The organism is Curvibacter sp. AEP1-3, from assembly GCF_002163715.1.
In the GTDB taxonomy this organism is placed as follows: Bacteria; Pseudomonadota; Gammaproteobacteria; order Burkholderiales; family Burkholderiaceae_C; genus Allorhodoferax.
In genome coordinates this window covers 256,108-271,566 of the sequence record NZ_CP015698.1, presented here as the reverse complement: position 1 = coordinate 271,566, position 15,459 = coordinate 256,108, and the positions used below count along the sequence as shown (strand labels likewise).

General features: G+C 58.2%; 16 protein-coding genes. 2 read left to right on the top strand and 14 right to left on the bottom strand.

Annotated elements, in window-relative coordinates:
* Positions 1-5: 5 nt before the first annotated feature.
* The gene (gene rlmB, locus AEP_RS01210; protein WP_087493705.1) at positions 6-785 is read right to left on the bottom strand and encodes a 23S rRNA (guanosine(2251)-2'-O)-methyltransferase RlmB; all 780 of its coding nucleotides are present in this window, start codon (positions 783-785) and stop codon (positions 6-8) included.
* A gap of 145 nt (positions 786-930) precedes the next feature.
* Between rlmB and AEP_RS01205 the strand changes: the two genes are divergently transcribed.
* Positions 931-3,768 (top strand): CHASE domain-containing sensor histidine kinase, encoded by a 2,838-nt coding sequence (locus AEP_RS01205; RefSeq protein WP_087493704.1) that lies wholly within the window; start codon positions 931-933, stop codon positions 3,766-3,768.
* Between the two features lie 63 nt (positions 3,769-3,831).
* Here the strand turns inward: AEP_RS01205 and AEP_RS01200 are convergent, their stop codons facing one another.
* Both AEP_RS01200 and AEP_RS01195 read right to left on the bottom strand, forming a co-directional pair.
* Complete coding sequence (locus AEP_RS01200) at positions 3,832-4,434, bottom strand: YdeI/OmpD-associated family protein (protein ID WP_087493703.1); 603 nt, start codon at positions 4,432-4,434, stop codon at positions 3,832-3,834.
* Between the two features lie 15 nt (positions 4,435-4,449).
* Positions 4,450-5,136: an ABC transporter ATP-binding protein gene (locus AEP_RS01195; RefSeq protein WP_198301879.1), complete on the bottom strand. Its 687-nt coding sequence runs from the start codon at positions 5,134-5,136 to the stop codon at positions 4,450-4,452.
* Here AEP_RS01195 and AEP_RS01190 point away from each other — a divergent pair.
* Positions 5,135-5,788 carry an arylesterase gene (locus AEP_RS01190; protein WP_087497120.1) on the top strand — a complete coding sequence of 218 codons (654 nt, stop codon included), beginning with the start codon at positions 5,135-5,137 and terminating at the stop codon, positions 5,786-5,788. The two genes, AEP_RS01195 and AEP_RS01190, sit on opposite strands and share 2 nt — an antisense overlap.
* Positions 5,789-5,842: 54 nt before the next feature.
* Here the strand turns inward: AEP_RS01190 and AEP_RS01185 are convergent, their stop codons facing one another.
* From AEP_RS01185 to hfq, 11 genes are all read right to left on the bottom strand, one after another.
* Positions 5,843-6,031, bottom strand: coding sequence for a hypothetical protein (locus tag AEP_RS01185; protein ID WP_087493702.1), 189 nt, complete (start codon positions 6,029-6,031; stop codon positions 5,843-5,845).
* A 46-nt stretch (positions 6,032-6,077) separates the two neighbouring features.
* Positions 6,078-6,971, bottom strand: a complete 894-nt coding sequence (locus AEP_RS01180; protein WP_087493701.1) for a DUF2189 domain-containing protein — start codon at positions 6,969-6,971, stop codon at positions 6,078-6,080.
* 53 nt (positions 6,972-7,024) lie between these two features.
* Complete coding sequence (locus AEP_RS01175; protein ID WP_087493700.1) at positions 7,025-8,230, bottom strand: PLP-dependent transferase; 1,206 nt, start codon at positions 8,228-8,230, stop codon at positions 7,025-7,027.
* A 28-nt stretch (positions 8,231-8,258) separates the two neighbouring features.
* Positions 8,259-8,783 carry a phosphoribosyltransferase gene (locus tag AEP_RS01170; protein ID WP_087493699.1) on the bottom strand — a complete coding sequence of 175 codons (525 nt, stop codon included), beginning with the start codon at positions 8,781-8,783 and terminating at the stop codon, positions 8,259-8,261.
* A gap of 74 nt (positions 8,784-8,857) precedes the next feature.
* On the bottom strand, positions 8,858-10,234 hold the full coding sequence (locus AEP_RS01165; RefSeq protein ID WP_087493698.1) for an adenylosuccinate synthase: 1,377 nt from the start codon (positions 10,232-10,234) through the stop codon (positions 8,858-8,860).
* 11 nt (positions 10,235-10,245) lie between these two features.
* Positions 10,246-11,394, bottom strand: a complete 1,149-nt coding sequence (locus AEP_RS01160; RefSeq protein ID WP_087493697.1) for an ATP phosphoribosyltransferase regulatory subunit — start codon at positions 11,392-11,394, stop codon at positions 10,246-10,248.
* Between the two features lie 55 nt (positions 11,395-11,449).
* Complete coding sequence (locus AEP_RS01155; protein WP_087493696.1) at positions 11,450-11,641, bottom strand: DUF2065 domain-containing protein; 192 nt, start codon at positions 11,639-11,641, stop codon at positions 11,450-11,452.
* A 1-nt stretch (position 11,642) separates the two neighbouring features.
* A complete protein-coding gene (gene hflC, locus AEP_RS01150) occupies positions 11,643-12,545 on the bottom strand; it encodes a protease modulator HflC (protein ID WP_087493695.1) in 903 nt (300 codons plus the stop codon).
* Between the two features lie 9 nt (positions 12,546-12,554).
* Positions 12,555-13,925: an FtsH protease activity modulator HflK gene (gene hflK, locus AEP_RS01145; protein ID WP_087493694.1), complete on the bottom strand. Its 1,371-nt coding sequence runs from the start codon at positions 13,923-13,925 to the stop codon at positions 12,555-12,557.
* A 38-nt stretch (positions 13,926-13,963) separates the two neighbouring features.
* Positions 13,964-15,112, bottom strand: a complete 1,149-nt coding sequence (hflX, locus tag AEP_RS01140; RefSeq protein WP_232459897.1) for a GTPase HflX — start codon at positions 15,110-15,112, stop codon at positions 13,964-13,966.
* Positions 15,113-15,188: 76 nt separating this feature from the next.
* Complete coding sequence (gene hfq / locus AEP_RS01135) at positions 15,189-15,434, bottom strand: RNA chaperone Hfq (protein ID WP_087493692.1); 246 nt, start codon at positions 15,432-15,434, stop codon at positions 15,189-15,191.
* Positions 15,435-15,459 lie beyond the last annotated feature (25 nt).

The window sequence follows — 15,459 nt, the reverse complement described above, 5'->3', positions numbered from 1 at the left end:
TTGATTTACTTGCTGGCGGCTGTGCGCTGACGCAGGGCTTCGTACAAACACACGCCACTGGCCACCGATACATTCAGGCTTTCCACAGCACCCTGCATGGGAATGCTCACCAGCTGGTCGCAGGTTTTGGCAGTGAGCTGACGCATGCCGTCACCCTCGGCGCCCAACACCAACGCCACCGGCCCCTTCAGGTCGGCCTGGTACAGATGGCTGGTGGCCTGGTCGCTGGTGCCGATGATCCAGATATTGCGCTCTTTGAGCTCGTTGAGCGTGCGGGCCAGATTGGTCACCATGAAGTACGGCACAGTTTCGGCCGCACCGCTGGCCACTTTGGCCACGGTGGCGTTGATGCCGGCCGCGTGGTCTTTGGGGGCAATCACGCAATGCGCACCGGCGCCATCAGCCACCCGCAAGCAGGCGCCGAGATTGTGCGGGTCAGTCACGCCGTCCAGCACCAAAATCAGCGGGTTGGTGCGCTCAGCCACGGGCAACTCGGCATTGGCGGCTTCGAGGTTTTCGAGCAATTCATCCAAGGAATGGACCTGCTTGATCTCTTGCACCCGAGCGGCCACACCCTGGTGGCCGTGGCTACCGGCAAGTTTGGCCAGGCGCATGCCGTCGGCTTCGATCAGGCGTACACCGCTTTCTGCCACTTTCTCGAGAAACTGGCGCATGCGCGCGTCACGGCGGGTGGGCTCGTAGTAAATCTCGATGATGGATTTGGGGGCGGTCTTCAGGCGCACGCCCACGGCATGAAAGCCGAATAAAACTTTGGGGGAGGACATGCGGGGATTATCGACGCTGGCGCCTGCACCGCCGTCAGGGGCTACAGAGCCAATATCGGTCTTTTGTTGGTACGATCATCATATTTGATTCACTTTTATCATTTAAAATGTTTTAATGTGATATTCGCTTCATTTTTCTAATTCCATGAGCACCACCAACATCGCTGGACTCACTGTAGGCAAGCCTGCGGCGTGGCTCATGGCATTGCCGCCATTGGCAGCCAACGCAGTGTGCGCGGTGGCCTATGTGCTGGTGGCAACGCTGGTGCACTTGCTGTTTGCCTTGCCCAACCCGCTTCTGGTGGCTGGCACTGCGGCTTCGGGAGTCGCAGTAGCGGGGGCCCTGATGTGCGGGCGCAAGGTTTTGCCCGGCCTTTGGTTGGCGCGCCTGGTGTGGGACCTTTGGCTGATGGAAGGCACTTCCGGGTCCAGAGAATGGGCACTTGCCAGCCTGGGGGCATGTGCTCTGGTGCTGCAAACTGAATTGGCGCGTGTCGCCGTGTTGGCATTGCAAATCCTGCCCAGCAAACTGCGGCGTCTGCGCAAAAGCCTGCAGATCTGTGCCGTGGGGCTGCTCGCGACCAGTGCCGGTACCGCCTTGTACCTGCTGGTTCTGTCCCAGATGCAGGAGGCCGCAGCCGTAAACCATTGGGGCCTGCAAGCTGCTGGGCTGCTACTGCCCGAATGGGCCGGCATCGCCATCCTCTTGCCTCTGACCATTCTGTGGCTGCAGGATGATGCATGGCAGGAACCCCGCAAGTGGCGTGTGAGCACACTGCTGGCATTGGGCGGTGCACTCACCCTGGGGATCACCGCGCGCGCCGTGTGGACCGACGAACAACAAACACTGGCCCGCTTTCAGGACTCGAACACTGCGTTGGCCCAACGTCTGGATGCCGATTTCCTCAGTGCGCATCAGTCGGTGCAGATACTGCAGAGCCACTTGCGCAATGCGCCTCGAGAGACTGCCGCGCAATTCAGTGAGGTAGCCACTGCGATCCAGGCCAGCCATCCGCATGTACAGGCGCTCAGTTGGAACCCCCTGATACCCCACGAACAGCGCAGTCAGTTCGAGCGGCGACTGCGTAACGAATACGGCCCGCCGGCAGCTCTGGTAGACCGGGCAACTGACGGCAGCCTGGTCCCCAGCCGGAAGGCCGACTTTTACGTCGCGGTGGAACACATTGCCCCCCTGGAAAGGAACCGCGCCGCTTTGGGCCTGAACATCTACGCCAATCCGGCACGGCGTGCTGCGATAGATAAGGTCCTGCGCAGCGGCGAGGCGGCAATTACCCCCCGCATTCAACTGGTGCAGGAAACCGGCAAATCATGGGGCGCGCTGTACCTGAGTCCTGTAGCACCAGCAGATACCCAGGCAAGTACGGGCCCAAAATCCACCCCTGTCGGCTTTGCGGTTGCGGTGCTGCGCATGGAAGATATCGTGGGCAGCGCTGTAGAGGGGCTGCGCTTTGCCAACTTTCGCCTTGCCAGTGGCGAGCCCCCCCGCCGCCGCGTGGTGCGCTACCAGTTTGTGGATCAGAACGAACCGGCCGAGACGCAAGCCCTGTACGAAGATGGCCAAGCTGCCAGGCCCCCTATCCGCGGCCTCTTGCACAACTTCAGCCTGCTCTCACTACCGGTACCGGCACCGGTGAGTCAGACCATTCATTTTGCCGACCGCAGCTACGCCCTGAAAGCCACACCCAGTGGGGACTTCTGGTTGGGCGAACTCAGCCGCACCCCATTTTTTGCACTGGGAACCGGCATATTGCTGACATGGGTGACCTTGGCGGCCAGCCTGATGCTGACCGGATCCACCCAACTGCTGACCATCGCGGTAGAGCGGCGCACCCGCCAGCTGCAAGAGGCCGATGCGACCCTGCAAACCACCAACTTACGGCTGCAACATCAGTCAGTCCAGCTGCGCTCGGTGCTTGAGGCCATGGACCAGGGTTACATGGGTTTTGACGCCGACGGCGTGCTCGTGCTTGCGAACGACAAGAGCTTTGACCTGATCGCGCTGCCGCCCGGCGAAGAGCGCGAGAGCTACCTGACTGTGGCTCGCCATATCGGACGCAACTTCCAGCTGGCGCAGGCGCAGGCGCTGTCGGTGGCGCAAAGCATGTTGAGTGTGCGCAACAACAAAGAACACCATGTGTACCGCGACCTCGTGCCTGTCAAACCTGATGCCGTGGCCAGCTACCTCGACATGCGCGTTCACACCTTTGAAGACCCTGCCCTGCGCACCATCGTCCTGCTGCACGACACCACGCCCGAGATGCAGCTGGAGCGCTCCAAGTCGCAATTCATGTCTTTTGCAGCTCATGAAATCCGCACGCCACTGACGGTGATCCATGGTTATGCAGACCTGTTGGCTACGCGGGCCCAGAGTGCGGACAGCGTCAAAGAAATGGGCCAGCAGATCTTGCGTAAATCCCAGGGACTGAACCAGTTGCTTCAACGCATGTTGGACCTGTCTGAGCTGGACATGAATGGTCTAGACATCAAGCGCACCCGCATCACCGACCTTGGGGCCCTTTGCGCCATGGCCGCCCGCGGCCTTCAGTTACCCGAGGGCCGGGAGCCGCCTGTGCTTGAGCACCAGGACCCGATCCCTTGGTGCCGTGTCGACCCGGCGGCGATCACCATGGCGGTGACTGAGCTACTGCACAACGCCTATGCCTTCAGCCCTGCGGGCACTCCGGTCACGGTCCATGTGGGCCCGCTGAATGAAAATGTAGACAACCCTGGTGGCGTGCGCATCCGCATCCGTGATCAGGGACAAGGCATGACACATGAAGTGCAGCAACACATTTTTGAGCGCTTCTATCGTGCAGACAGCTCCGGCAAGCACCCCGGATTCGGCCTGGGCCTGAGCACCGCCAAACTGATTGCGGACCTGCACAAAGCCCAACTCCACATTGAAAGCACGCCGCTGCAAGGCACTGTGGTGACAATAAACATCCCTCAAGGGGACGTTTGAATAAAAACAAGTTGTAGCGCCCATCGCATATGCGTGAGCAGCTTCACTTTTGATAGCAGCAGACTACTTAACGGGCTTGCGCCACTGATTGGCGCGCTCATTGTCCGCAGCCAGCCGCGCTGTCTCCTGCACCCGCTTGTCCCGTGTGACCGGAGTTTTGGCCTGGCTGATCCACTCCAGGATGCTGCGCTTGACCGAACGGGGAAAGGCTTCAAAGAAGCCGGCAGCGCCCGCATAGTCGTCTAGTGCCAGCTGTAGATCATGGGGGACGGTCAAGGCCTCGACCGCGTCGAGTGCAAACCATGAGCCGTCGGCGCGAGCTTTTTCCACCTTGGCCAAACCGGGAGCAGCCATGCGACCGGCGGCCAGCGCACGCTCAATGCGCTGTTTGTTGGCGGCAGACCACCCTGTGCCCGCTTTGCGAGGCGAGAACCACAACATGGCTCGCTCCGCATCCAGCGTCTTGGGCTTGCTGTCAATCCAGCCGAAGCACAAGGCTTCTTCCACCGCCTCGTCATAGCTCATGCAGCTACGGCCGGTGTCCTTCTTGAAGCTCACCAGCCAAATACCGGTCTCCCGCCCATGGTTCTGGCTCAACCACTGGCGCCATGCATCGCGTGAAGCAGGCTGAAATGCGTTGTCCGGGAGCACTCCTGAAACCGGCATGACACCCACCTCTAATCAGGCCGCCACTGCCTCTGGGACTACCCGACCCGCCTCGATCAGAATGCGGCGGTCGCAACGCGCAGCGATGCTTCGGTCATGCGTCACCAGAACCAGGGTGGTGCCTTGCTCGCGGTTGAGGTCGAACATCAGTTCCATGATTTTTTCGCCGGTGGCAAAGTCCAGGCTGCCAGTGGGCTCGTCGGCCAACAACACGGCTGGTTTGACCACAAAGGCGCGCGCCAGCGCGACCCGCTGTTGTTCTCCCCCGGAAAGTACCTTGGGGTAAGAGTTCAAGCGCTGGGACAGGCCCACGCGTGACAGCATCTCGGTGGCGGCAGCACGGGCGTCTTTGCGGCCATCCAGTTCCAGGGGCAGCATCACGTTTTCCAGTGCAGTCAGATTGCCCAGCAGCTGAAAACTCTGGAACACGAAACCCACCTGCCGTGCACGCAGCGCGGCGCGAGCATCTTCGTCCAGGGCGAAGATGTCCTGCCCGGCCAAGCGCACGGTGCCGCCCGTGGGCGTATCGAGACCGGCGATGATGGACAACAAGGTGCTCTTACCGGAGCCCGAAGCCCCCACAATGGCTGCGGTCTCACGGGCATTGAGTGCAAAATCAATGTCGCGCAGGATCTCCAGCGTGCCGGTGGAATCTGTCACCGCCTTGAAAACATGCTCAACCGAAATAATGGAATCACTCATGGGGCTCTCTGTAGTTCGTAGACACTGTATCGCGCTGCTCATTTTGGCCTCTTTTGCAGGGGCAAACACAGCGCATGCCAAAGAGTCCCCTGCATCTGCCAAAGTGCTGGTGCTGGGCGACTCCCTCAGCGCGGAGTACGGGCTCAAACGCGGTACCGGCTGGGTCGCCCTGATGGAGCAGCGTATGGCCACCGACAAAGTAGCCGCCACCGTGGTAAACGCCAGCATCAGCGGGGACACCACCTCCGGAGGCAGATCCCGCTTGCCTGCCCTGTTGGCGCAACACAAACCTACTGTGGTCGTAATTGAGCTGGGTGGGAACGATGCCTTGCGCGGCCTGCCATTGAGCATGACGCAAGACAACCTGCTCGCCATGACCCAAGCGGCCCAGGCCAGTGGAGCCAAGGTGCTATTGGCCGGCATGCAGGTGCCGCCGAACTACGGCCAGGACTACACCAAACGTTTCAGTGAGACGTTTTCCACCGTAGCCAAAACGACGAAGGCGGCGCTAGTTCCATTTTTGCTCAAGGGTGTGGCCGATGTTCCGAATGCAGCAGCCCTGTTTCAAGCAGACCGGATCCACCCCAAAGAAGAAGCGCACCCGACCATCCTCAACACCATGTGGCCGGCAATAAAAAACCTCTTGCGGTAGGAGCACCACAAGAGGTCTGGCCGCTGAGGAGCGGCGGTTTGCTGGCAATAGCGATCAGGCTTGGGGAGTTTCTGTAGGCGCCTCAGCGCCCGCCGAGGCAGCTTGTTCAGCCGCTTCATTGGGGGTCAACTCCACGCCGTCGCCCGTCTTGCGCTCGGCTTTTTGCTTGAGCTTTTCTTCTTTCTTTTTGCGTTTGGCCAGTTCTTTCTGACGCTTTTCGTATCCGTAGTTGGGTGTTGCCAAAGTGTGCTTTCGTTAATTGAAGCCACTTTAACACCTTGCCGCGCACTCACGGCGACGCGACAGAGTTTTCGACCGGGTTCGCCGGACTTTCATCGGCGGGCCACTGCACAGCGCCGCGATAGGCATGCCAAGTCGCATGGCCCAACCAAGGCCCTACCAGCAGCAAGCCAAGGTGCCAGGGCAACGCCATGGCGACCACGAGCAGGCCTGTTAGCAAAGCGCCCCACATAACCATGACGCCCGTGTTCTTCAAAAAAACCTTAATGCTGGTAATGGCGGCGGAAATGGCATCAGTGTCCCTGTCCAGAATCATGGGTATGGACACGACGGTCAGCGCAAAGACCAACACGGCAAATCCACCGCCGACCACGGCATATGCGAATACAAATTCCAGATTCTGCGGACTGAACACCGCTTGCACCACGCTGGTCGTTGAGGGCATGCCGGTATTGAAAAACACCGCAAACACCACCAGCGATGCCCTGCCCCACAGCAACTCCAACACGATGAGCACCAGCACCAGCATGGCCATGCTGGGAACATGACGGTCCCAACAAACGATGGAGGCACCCAGCGCAGGCGTCAAGCCTTCATCGCGACGGCGGCTGACCTCATAGAGGCCCATGGCCAGAAACGGGCCAACCAATAAACAACCGGAGGCAATGGTCATGGTGTACTCTGGGCTGTTTCTGAACACGGCGCCGAGAACCAGCGCCATGGTGGTGAACGCAACGCCATAGAAGAGTGCAATGCCGGGATGAGCCATGAGGTCACCTGCTCCCCGCCGCAGCCACCGGAAAGGGTCCATCAACTTCAACGGGAGAATCGTCTTCCGGGGCGCCTCGGAGGGCGGTGGCACATACGGAGCCGGCTCCAAATCAGGCGAGCGCACGGTACTGATGGCATCAAGAGATTCGGTAGACGAGGAAGTGGTGCTCATGCGCGGCAGATTACGCCGACACCCGCCACTTGCCTACTCAGGAAAACGCGCAGTCAGCGCAAGACTTCCAGTGCCTGGGCAATGTCGGCCTGCAAGTCGGCCACATCTTCAAGTCCTATAGAGAAGCGCACCAGCGTTCCCCGCAGCAGATGCTCCGGCCAGGCCGTACGCATGCTTTCCAGTTCGTAGGGCACCACCAAGCTGATGGGGCCACCCCAGCTGTAGCCCAACTTGAACAGCTTGAGAGCGTCGCAAAAGGCATCTGTTTGGGCTTGGGTAAACCGGGCGTCCAACATCACACTGAAGAGACCGGCGGCTTTGCCCTCTTCGCCACCTGTCAAGGCCATCCAGTGGCTGTGCCCGGGGGACTCAGGCAAGGCCGGATGCAGCACCTGAACAAACTCCGGCTGGGTTTGGGCCCATGCCGCGAGGCTGCGTGTCGCCACATCGTGTGCGCGGTAACGCAAACCGATGGTTGGCAAGGAGCGCAGAACAGCTTCCACATCGTTCATGCCAACTCCGATACCGAAGCGCATATGGGTCAGCTTGAGCTTGAGGTGCAGGCCGGGGTTTCGGGTGATCACACTGCCCATCAATACATCGCCACCGCCGCTCGGGTACTTGGTCAAAGCATGTGCCGAGATGTCTACGGCCACCGGGCTGCTGGCACCGGGAACCAAGTCAAACGGGTTGAAGGCCAAGCCCGCGCCCCAAGTGTTGTCGAGCGCGGTGAGCACCTTGCGGCGCTGGCAAATCCGCACCATTTCAACAATGTTGGGAAACTCCAGGCTCACCGAACCCGCGGCCTCCAGCCACACCAGCTTGGTACGGCTCGAAATCTGGGCCTCCAGATCCTCGGGGTCCATCGGGTTGTAGTACTGGTGGGTAATCCCCCACCCCATCAACTCGCCTTCGACGATGGACTTGTTGGGCCCATACGCGTTATCCGGCAACAGAACCTCGTCGCCGCTTTTCAACAAAGACAGCGCCACCAGTCCCAGCGCCGCGAGGCCACTGGGAACCAATAAACACTCCTTGCCTCCCTCCAGGGTCGCGAGGCGCTCTTCCAGCGCATAGCTGGTAGGCGTGCCGTGTAAGCCGTAGGTGTAGGCGGACTTGTCCTTCCATTCACGGCTACGCATGGCAGCCACGGTAGGGAAGAACACCGTAGACGCCTTGAAAACGCCGGGTTGCGGCGCTTCAAAGCCAGCTGGTGGCTGGTACGGATGGTGAATGAGGTGGGTGATCCGGTCTGTCATGCGGCGATATCCGTGAAGCGCTGGAGCGTTAAACGCTCCACTTCTGGATCAGCTGCTGGGGACGCAGGGAGTCGTAGCTCTCAAAGGGCTGGTGAATCCAGGGGTTGGTCGGCAGGAACTCCACCGAGTAGTCAGGCGTGAACACGCTCACCGCCTTGGTCCAGATCACCGCGCTACGCAACTCGGTGATGGGTGCGTAGTTGTTACGAAGCTGATTGATCACCGCGTTCAGGGTGTGACCGGAATCCGCCAAGTCGTCAACCAGCAGCACTTTGCCAGCGATTTCACCCTTGGGAGTGGTGATGTAGCGGGCAATGTCAAGGTTGCCTTGCTGGGTGCCGGCTTCAGCGCGGTAGGAGCTGGTGGACATGATGGCCAGCGGCTTGTCGAACACGCGCGACAAGATGTCGCCAGGGCGCATGCCCCCGCGTGCAAGGCACAAGATGGTGTCGAACTCCCAACCGGACTGGAACACTTTGATGGCCAGTTTTTCGATCAGGTTGTGGTACTCGTCGTAACTTACGTAGAGGTGCTTGCCGTCTTCAGTCAACATCAGAGTGCTCCTAAAAAAGTAGCTGCTCGCGCAGTTTTCACGGGGGTTACAGGCATAAAAGACATCAAACCAACTTACTCGGGCAAGTAGGGGTGACGCATCATGATGGTGTGATCGCGATCCGGGCTGGTGGAAACCATGTGGATAGGCACGCCGGTGACTTGTTCGATACGCTGTAGATACAAGCGGGCGGCTACGGGCAGCTTGTCGTATTGCGTGACGCCTACGGTGCTGTCGCTCCAGCCTTCCAGAACTTCGTAGATCGGCTTGCAGCGCTCGATTTCATCTGCTCCCATGGGCAGAATGTCGACCTTTTCGCCGTCCACTTCATACCCGGTACACAGCATCAATTCCTTGAGCCCGTCCAACACGTCAAGCTTGGTGATACACAGGCCGGACAAACCGTTGACTTGGGCGGAACGCTTGAGCAATGCGGCATCAAACCAGCCGCAACGGCGTGAGCGACCGGTAGTCACACCCTTTTCGGCGCCCACGGTGCTCATGTGGTAGCCGGGTGTGCCGGGCACTTCCCACTCCAACTCGGTGGGGAATGGACCGCCACCCACACGGGTGCAGTAGGCCTTGGTGATCCCCAGGATGTAATGCAACATGCCGGGACCGACACCGGAGCCTGCTGCAGCATTCCCTGCCACGCAGTTGCTGGAAGTGACGTAGGGATAAGTGCCGTGGTCCACGTCCAGCAATGTGCCTTGGGCACCTTCGAACAAGAGGTTGGCGCCTGCCAAATGGGCCTCGTTCAACTCTCGCGAAACATCCGCCATCATGGGCTTGAGCAAGGCAGCGTGTTCCATCGCTTGCTGGAATACTGCTTCAAACTGCACGCGGCCATTGGCCATGAAAGGCGCCAACAAAGGGCCGAAATCGAACGCTTCGGAACCAAGGTAGGTGGCGAGAACGTGGTTATGCAAGTCCAGCAGTTCGCGCAGCTTGGCCGCGAAACGCTCAGGGTGTTTCAAGTCTTGAACGCGCAAGGCACGTCGTGCAATCTTGTCTTCATAAGCGGGGCCGATACCCCGGCCTGTGGTGCCGATCTTGGCCGTACCGCCCTTTTCGCGGAAGGCTTCACGAGCCACATCCAGCGCCACGTGGAAAGGCAGAATCAACGGGCAAGCTTCGCTGATGCGCAGGCGTGAGCGCACTTCCACACCGGCTTTTTCCAGACCTTCAATTTCTTCAAACAACTTGCCTGCAGACAACACGACGCCGTTGCCGATGTAGCACTTGACGCCGGGGCGCATGATGCCGGAAGGAATAAGGTGCAAGGCTGTTTTGACGCCATTGATGACCAGCGTGTGGCCCGCGTTGTGACCACCTTGGAAGCGGACGACCCCTTGGGCGCTTTCGGTGAGCCAATCGACCAGCTTGCCCTTGCCTTCATCGCCCCACTGGGTGCCGACGACCACTACATTTCGACCTTTGGTTGTATTCATTTCGCTCTGGATTAAATAGCTGTTACGACCCACTGACCAGCGGCTTGCACCAGCTCACGGTCGCAATGGAACTCATCGACTTCACTTTCGTGTCCGGGAAGGACACACACCACGGTTTCGCCCTGCCGGCGCAAATCCGCAATTGCTGCTCGCAAGGCCGCAGCCTCACCCCAAGGCGCGCGAATCGCAGCCCGCAGGGGGCGCACTTCGGCGGCTTGGGCCAATACCTTGACATCCAAACTGAAGCCCACGGCAGGACGCTTGCGCCCGAACACCGAACCGACTTCGTCATACCGGCCACCACGGGCCAAGGCGTCACTCGCCCCTGCTGCATAAATCGAAAAGCGCATACCAGTGTAGTAGGCATAACCGCGCAAATCGGCAAGGTCAATTGACACCTTCACACCCTCAAGATGACCTGCCAGCCATTGCAGATGGTCCAGCGCTTGGCTGATTCCTGGCAAGGCCGGCAATTCTTTGCGAGCCTGCTGAAGCACATCTGCGTTGCCGTACAGGTTGACGAGGCTACGCAAAGCAGCGCCGACAGTCTGTGGGCAGGATTGCGTCAGCTCTGTCAATGCACTGCTGTCTTTGGATGTGAGAGCAGACAGGACTTCGTTCTTCTGAGAGCTGCCCAAACCGGATTCATCGAGCAAACTGCCCACGATGCGGGCGTCCGCCATGTCCACTGTGAGTGCGCCGACCTTACAGGCCTTGAGTGCGTCCAAGGTGAGTGTCAACACTTCCAGGTCAGCCTCCAGCCCTGCATGACCATAGATCTCTGCGCCGAACTGCAAGGGTTCGCGAGTCGCATGAGGGGCAGCAGGTCGGGTATGCAATACAGGCCCGCAATAGCAAAGACGGGTGACTCCGCTGCGGTTCAACAAGTGCGCATCTATGCGGGCCACTTGGGGCGTGCTATCCGCACGCAAACCCATCATGCGGCCGGATATCTGATCGACCAGTTTGAAGGTCTGTAAATCCAACGCTTCACCGGTACCAGAGAGCAATGACTCCAGATGCTCCAGCATAGGTGGCATCACGAGCTCGTAGCCATAGCAACGGGCCATGTCCAGCAGATCTCGACGTATTTCTTCGATGTGGCGGGCCTCGGAAGGCAGCACATCGGCAATGTGATCCGGGAGGACCCAAGCAGACATGGAATTGAGGGGAGGCTGTTAAAACCGAGATTTTACCGGCCTTGAGGCCCGGATTTCAGGGCAGCAGCCACCAAATGCAGACTAATCCGCACAGGATGCTGCATAAGCCGAAGAAACGTATCTGCCCATCCTGCAATTGCAAGAGCTGGACAAACAGTTTGCGCCACCCTTGGGGTGACGCAAAAGGAAACAAACCTTCAAGCACCAGCACCAAAGCCAGTGCCATCCATACCGCGTCAGCGTTCACGCTACTTTTTGGCTGCAGGCGCAGCACCGCCACCGTTACGGAATGCCTTGAAGAACTCAGAACCGGAGGGATCCAGAACCATCACATCGCTCTTGTTGGCGAAACTACTCTTGTAGGCTTCCAGGCTGCGGTAGAACTGCGCGAATTGCGGATCCTTGCCAAAAGCGTCCGCGTAAATGCGTGCAGCCTCTGCGTCACCCTCACCTTTGATCTTCTGCGCATCACGGTAGGCGTTGGCAATCGTGATTTCACGCTGGCGATCTGCATCGGCGCGAATCTTTTCGCCTTCGGCACCACCGGTGGAGCGCAATTCATTTGCTACACGTTTGCGCTCCGCTTCCATGCGGCGATAGACGGACTCTGTGATGGCCTCTACATAATCTACCCGGGTAATTCGGACGTCCACGACATCCACACCCCATGGTTTGGCTCCGCGTACTTTGTCCAAAACCTCCGCTTTCACGTCCGACATCAACGCTTCGCGCTTCAGGGAAAGGAGTTCTTTGACCGTACGCTTGTTGATCTCCTCCTGGAATGCATTACGCACCACCCGGTTCAACTGGCTGGCTCCGGCGCTCTCATTCAAGCCCACGTTGCGGATGTAATCCGATGGTTCAGTAATGCGCCAACGCACATACCAGTCAATGACCACACGCTGTTTTTCGGCCGTGAGCATGGGCTCGGCATCTGTGCTGTCCAAGGTCAACAAGCGCTTGTCGATATAGGACACATTCTGGAAGGGTGGCGGAAGCTTGAAGTTCAAGCCGGGCTCGGTGATTACTTCCTTGATTTGACCCAAGGCATAGACCACGCCGAATTGACGCTGATCCACCACAAACAAGGTGGAACTTGCCAGCGCCAACAGCACTAGCAACGAAGAGAAGATAAGTCCAATACGGTTCATAGTGTTGTCCTAGCGCACGTCGCGTTCACGGGTTCTCGCGGCATCGCGGCTGCGTGGATCGTTGTTGCCCAAAGCTGCCGCAGGCGCTGCAGGAGCAGACTGCGTGGATGTAACGGGACCGGAAGCCGGTTCAGCCGCAGCAGGCGCACCTGTCATCTGTAGCACTTTGTCCAAAGGCAGATAAAGCAAATTCCCACCCTGCTTGGAATCCACAATGACCTTGGTCACGTTGCTGTAGATCTGTTGCATGGTATCCAAGTACATACGGTCGCGCATGACTTGGGGTGCCTTCTGGTATTCGGCATACACCGAGCGGAAACGTTGGGCATCGCCTTGGGCCTGGGCTACCACGCGGGCCTTGTAGGCGTCTGCCTCTTCCTTCAATCGGGATGCAGAACCCACGGCACGGGGAACAACATCGTTGGCATAGGCTTGGGCTTCATTCTTGGCGCGTTCGCGCTCTTGCCCGGCCTTCAAGACATCATCAAACGATGACTGCACTTGTTCAGGTGGGCGAACTCCGCCTTGTTGAAGGTTGACCCCGACCACCTCAACGCCAACCTTGTAGCGATCCAGAATGGTTTGCATCAGGGCTCGCACACGTGGAGCAATTTGATCACGCTCTTCAGAGAGCGCTGCGTCCATCTTCATCTTGCCCATCACCTCACGGATCGCTGTTTCGGCGGCCTGAACCACCGCCTCGCTGGGATTTTTGCTCTCAAACAAGAAAGCCCGCGCATCGCTCAAACGATATTGCACTGCGAATTTGATATCGAGAATGTTTTCGTCCTCGGTCAGCATCGCAGACTCTTTCAGGCCGGTGGCTTTGAGGACCACATCGCGACCCACATCTACTGAGCGGATTTGACTTACGAATACTAATTCATGCTTCTCAATCGGGTATGGAAGACGCCAATTGAAACCCGCATTCACTGTGGATTTGTATTTTCCGAATTGCGTGATGACGGCCTGCTGGCCTTCTTGCACGATAAAGAAACCCGTGCCCAACCAGATCAGGACCAACACTCCAACAATCAAGCCAGCGCCAATACCAGCATTCTTCATGTCAGGTTGAAAGCCACCGCCATTGCCTCCAGCAGGCTTCTTGCCTCCGCCGAACAAGCCAGCCAGTTTCCGGTTGAAGTCCCTCCACAGCTCATCAAGATCGGGGGGGCCGGATTGGGACGTATTTTTGGGGCCGCCGGACTGCGGACCCGCAACAGGCGAAGGCCTCTCCGCCTCGGGCTTGGCCTGACCCTCAGGGCCCTGCCCTTCCTGATTGTCGTCACCGCGCCCCCAACGGGAATCGTTCAAATTGAACACCTTACGCAACCAGGGTGCCAATGGCATACTCTTCATTCGAAACGCAGATAGTTTCATGGAATCTTCTTTAGTGCTATGGGGCGCATTGTGCCAATTCACACACCGTCCCCAGAGGGCTCAGGGTGAATTGACGGCAAGTCATTCAAATCTGTCGCAGATTTCGCAATTTCGGCCAATTTTTGGCGCAGCAAAGGCATTCCGGTCAAGTTGCGCGCACTGACGAATATACGTGGAGTCTGTAGCCCCTCGATTTCATAGGTATCTTCCAAACGCAAGGGTTGTGCATCTGCGGAAATAGCGTCAACCTTGTTGAAGACCAACAATTGAGGAATGTCGTCGGCACCAATCTCTTTGAGTACTGCCTGGACCTGGGCGATTTGCTCCGGAAAGTCCACATTGGCAGCGTCTACGACGTGAAGAAGCAAGTCGGCATCAATAGCCTCCTGCAAAGTTGCCTGAAAAGCATCCACCAAACCATGGGGCAAATCGCGAATGAATCCCACGGTGTCAGATAAAGATACCGATCGGTTGGCCTCACCGAGGTACAGTTGTCGCGTGGTAGTGTCCAAGGTTGCGAACAGCTGATCGGCAGCGTAGGCGCGTGCCTTTACCAACGCATTGAACAGCGTGGATTTGCCTGCGTTGGTATAGCCGATCAACGAAATGTTGAAAGCATCACGGCGCTCGCGTTGACGGCGTTGCGTCTGTCGCTGTCGCTTGACTTTGCTCAAACGCTCTTTGGTTCGCTTGATGTTCTCGCTGATCATCCGGCGGTCCAGTTCAATCTGGGTTTCACCGGGACCTCCGCGTGTTCCGATACCCCCTCGCTGACGCTCCAAATGAGACCAGCGGCGCACCAAGCGGGTACTGAGGTACTGAAGTCGAGCCAACTCAACCTGCATCTTGCCTTCATGGCTCCTCGCCCTTTGCGCGAAGATCTCAAGAATCAAGAAAGTCCGGTCATTGACCGGAAGCTGCATGTGCCGCTCCAGATTTCGTTGTTGACCGGGGCTGAGCGCCTGGTCAAACAAAATTTCGGTGGCACCGGTCTGCAGTGCCAGCTGTCGGATTTCCTCTGCTTTCCCGGAACCTACAAACATCGCTGCGTCTGGAGCGCGGCGTTTGCACACAACACGCCCCACAGGTTGCAAACCAGCTGTTTGAGCCAGAAGTCCGAGCTCTTCCAGCTCGGAATCGAAATTCGGACCACCCAGATCGACACCAACCAATATGGTCGGCGCCAATTTGCTTTCTTGGGGATTATTCAATGGGAGAAAAATTCACTGCAGGAGGATCCAAAGGATCCCCTCTTTTGAAGCATCAAGCAGATGCTGTTTCGTCGCCAGCGGCTGCCAGGTTCACTGCGCGTCCGGGAACAATAGTTGAAATGGCATGCTTGTAAACCATTTGTGTCACTGTATTGCGGAGCAAGACCACGTACTGGTCAAAAGATTCGATCTGTCCCTGTAACTTGATACCGTTCACCAAATAAATGGAAACAGGCACATGTTCGCGACGCAAAGCGTTCAGGAAAGGATCTTGGAGGAGTTGGCCTTTGTTGCTCACGATATTCTCCGTGTTCAAAAAATGA

Coding starts and splice junctions, on each gene's coding strand:
- rlmB (WP_087493705.1), bottom strand. CDS start 785: ATGTCCTCCCCCAAAGTTTTATTCGGCTTTCATGCCGTGGGCGTGCGC.
- AEP_RS01205 (WP_087493704.1), top strand. CDS start 931: ATGAGCACCACCAACATCGCTGGACTCACTGTAGGCAAGCCTGCGGCG.
- AEP_RS01200 (WP_087493703.1), bottom strand. CDS start 4,434: ATGCCGGTTTCAGGAGTGCTCCCGGACAACGCATTTCAGCCTGCTTCA.
- AEP_RS01190 (WP_087497120.1), top strand. CDS start 5,135: ATGGGGCTCTCTGTAGTTCGTAGACACTGTATCGCGCTGCTCATTTTG.
- AEP_RS01195 (WP_198301879.1), bottom strand. CDS start 5,136: ATGAGTGATTCCATTATTTCGGTTGAGCATGTTTTCAAGGCGGTGACA.
- AEP_RS01180 (WP_087493701.1), bottom strand. CDS start 6,971: ATGAGCACCACTTCCTCGTCTACCGAATCTCTTGATGCCATCAGTACC.
- AEP_RS01175 (WP_087493700.1), bottom strand. CDS start 8,230: ATGACAGACCGGATCACCCACCTCATTCACCATCCGTACCAGCCACCA.
- AEP_RS01170 (WP_087493699.1), bottom strand. CDS start 8,783: ATGTTGACTGAAGACGGCAAGCACCTCTACGTAAGTTACGACGAGTAC.
- AEP_RS01165 (WP_087493698.1), bottom strand. CDS start 10,234: ATGAATACAACCAAAGGTCGAAATGTAGTGGTCGTCGGCACCCAGTGG.
- AEP_RS01160 (WP_087493697.1), bottom strand. CDS start 11,394: ATGTCTGCTTGGGTCCTCCCGGATCACATTGCCGATGTGCTGCCTTCC.
- hflC (WP_087493695.1), bottom strand. CDS start 12,545: ATGAACCGTATTGGACTTATCTTCTCTTCGTTGCTAGTGCTGTTGGCG.
- hflK (WP_087493694.1), bottom strand. CDS start 13,925: ATGAAACTATCTGCGTTTCGAATGAAGAGTATGCCATTGGCACCCTGG.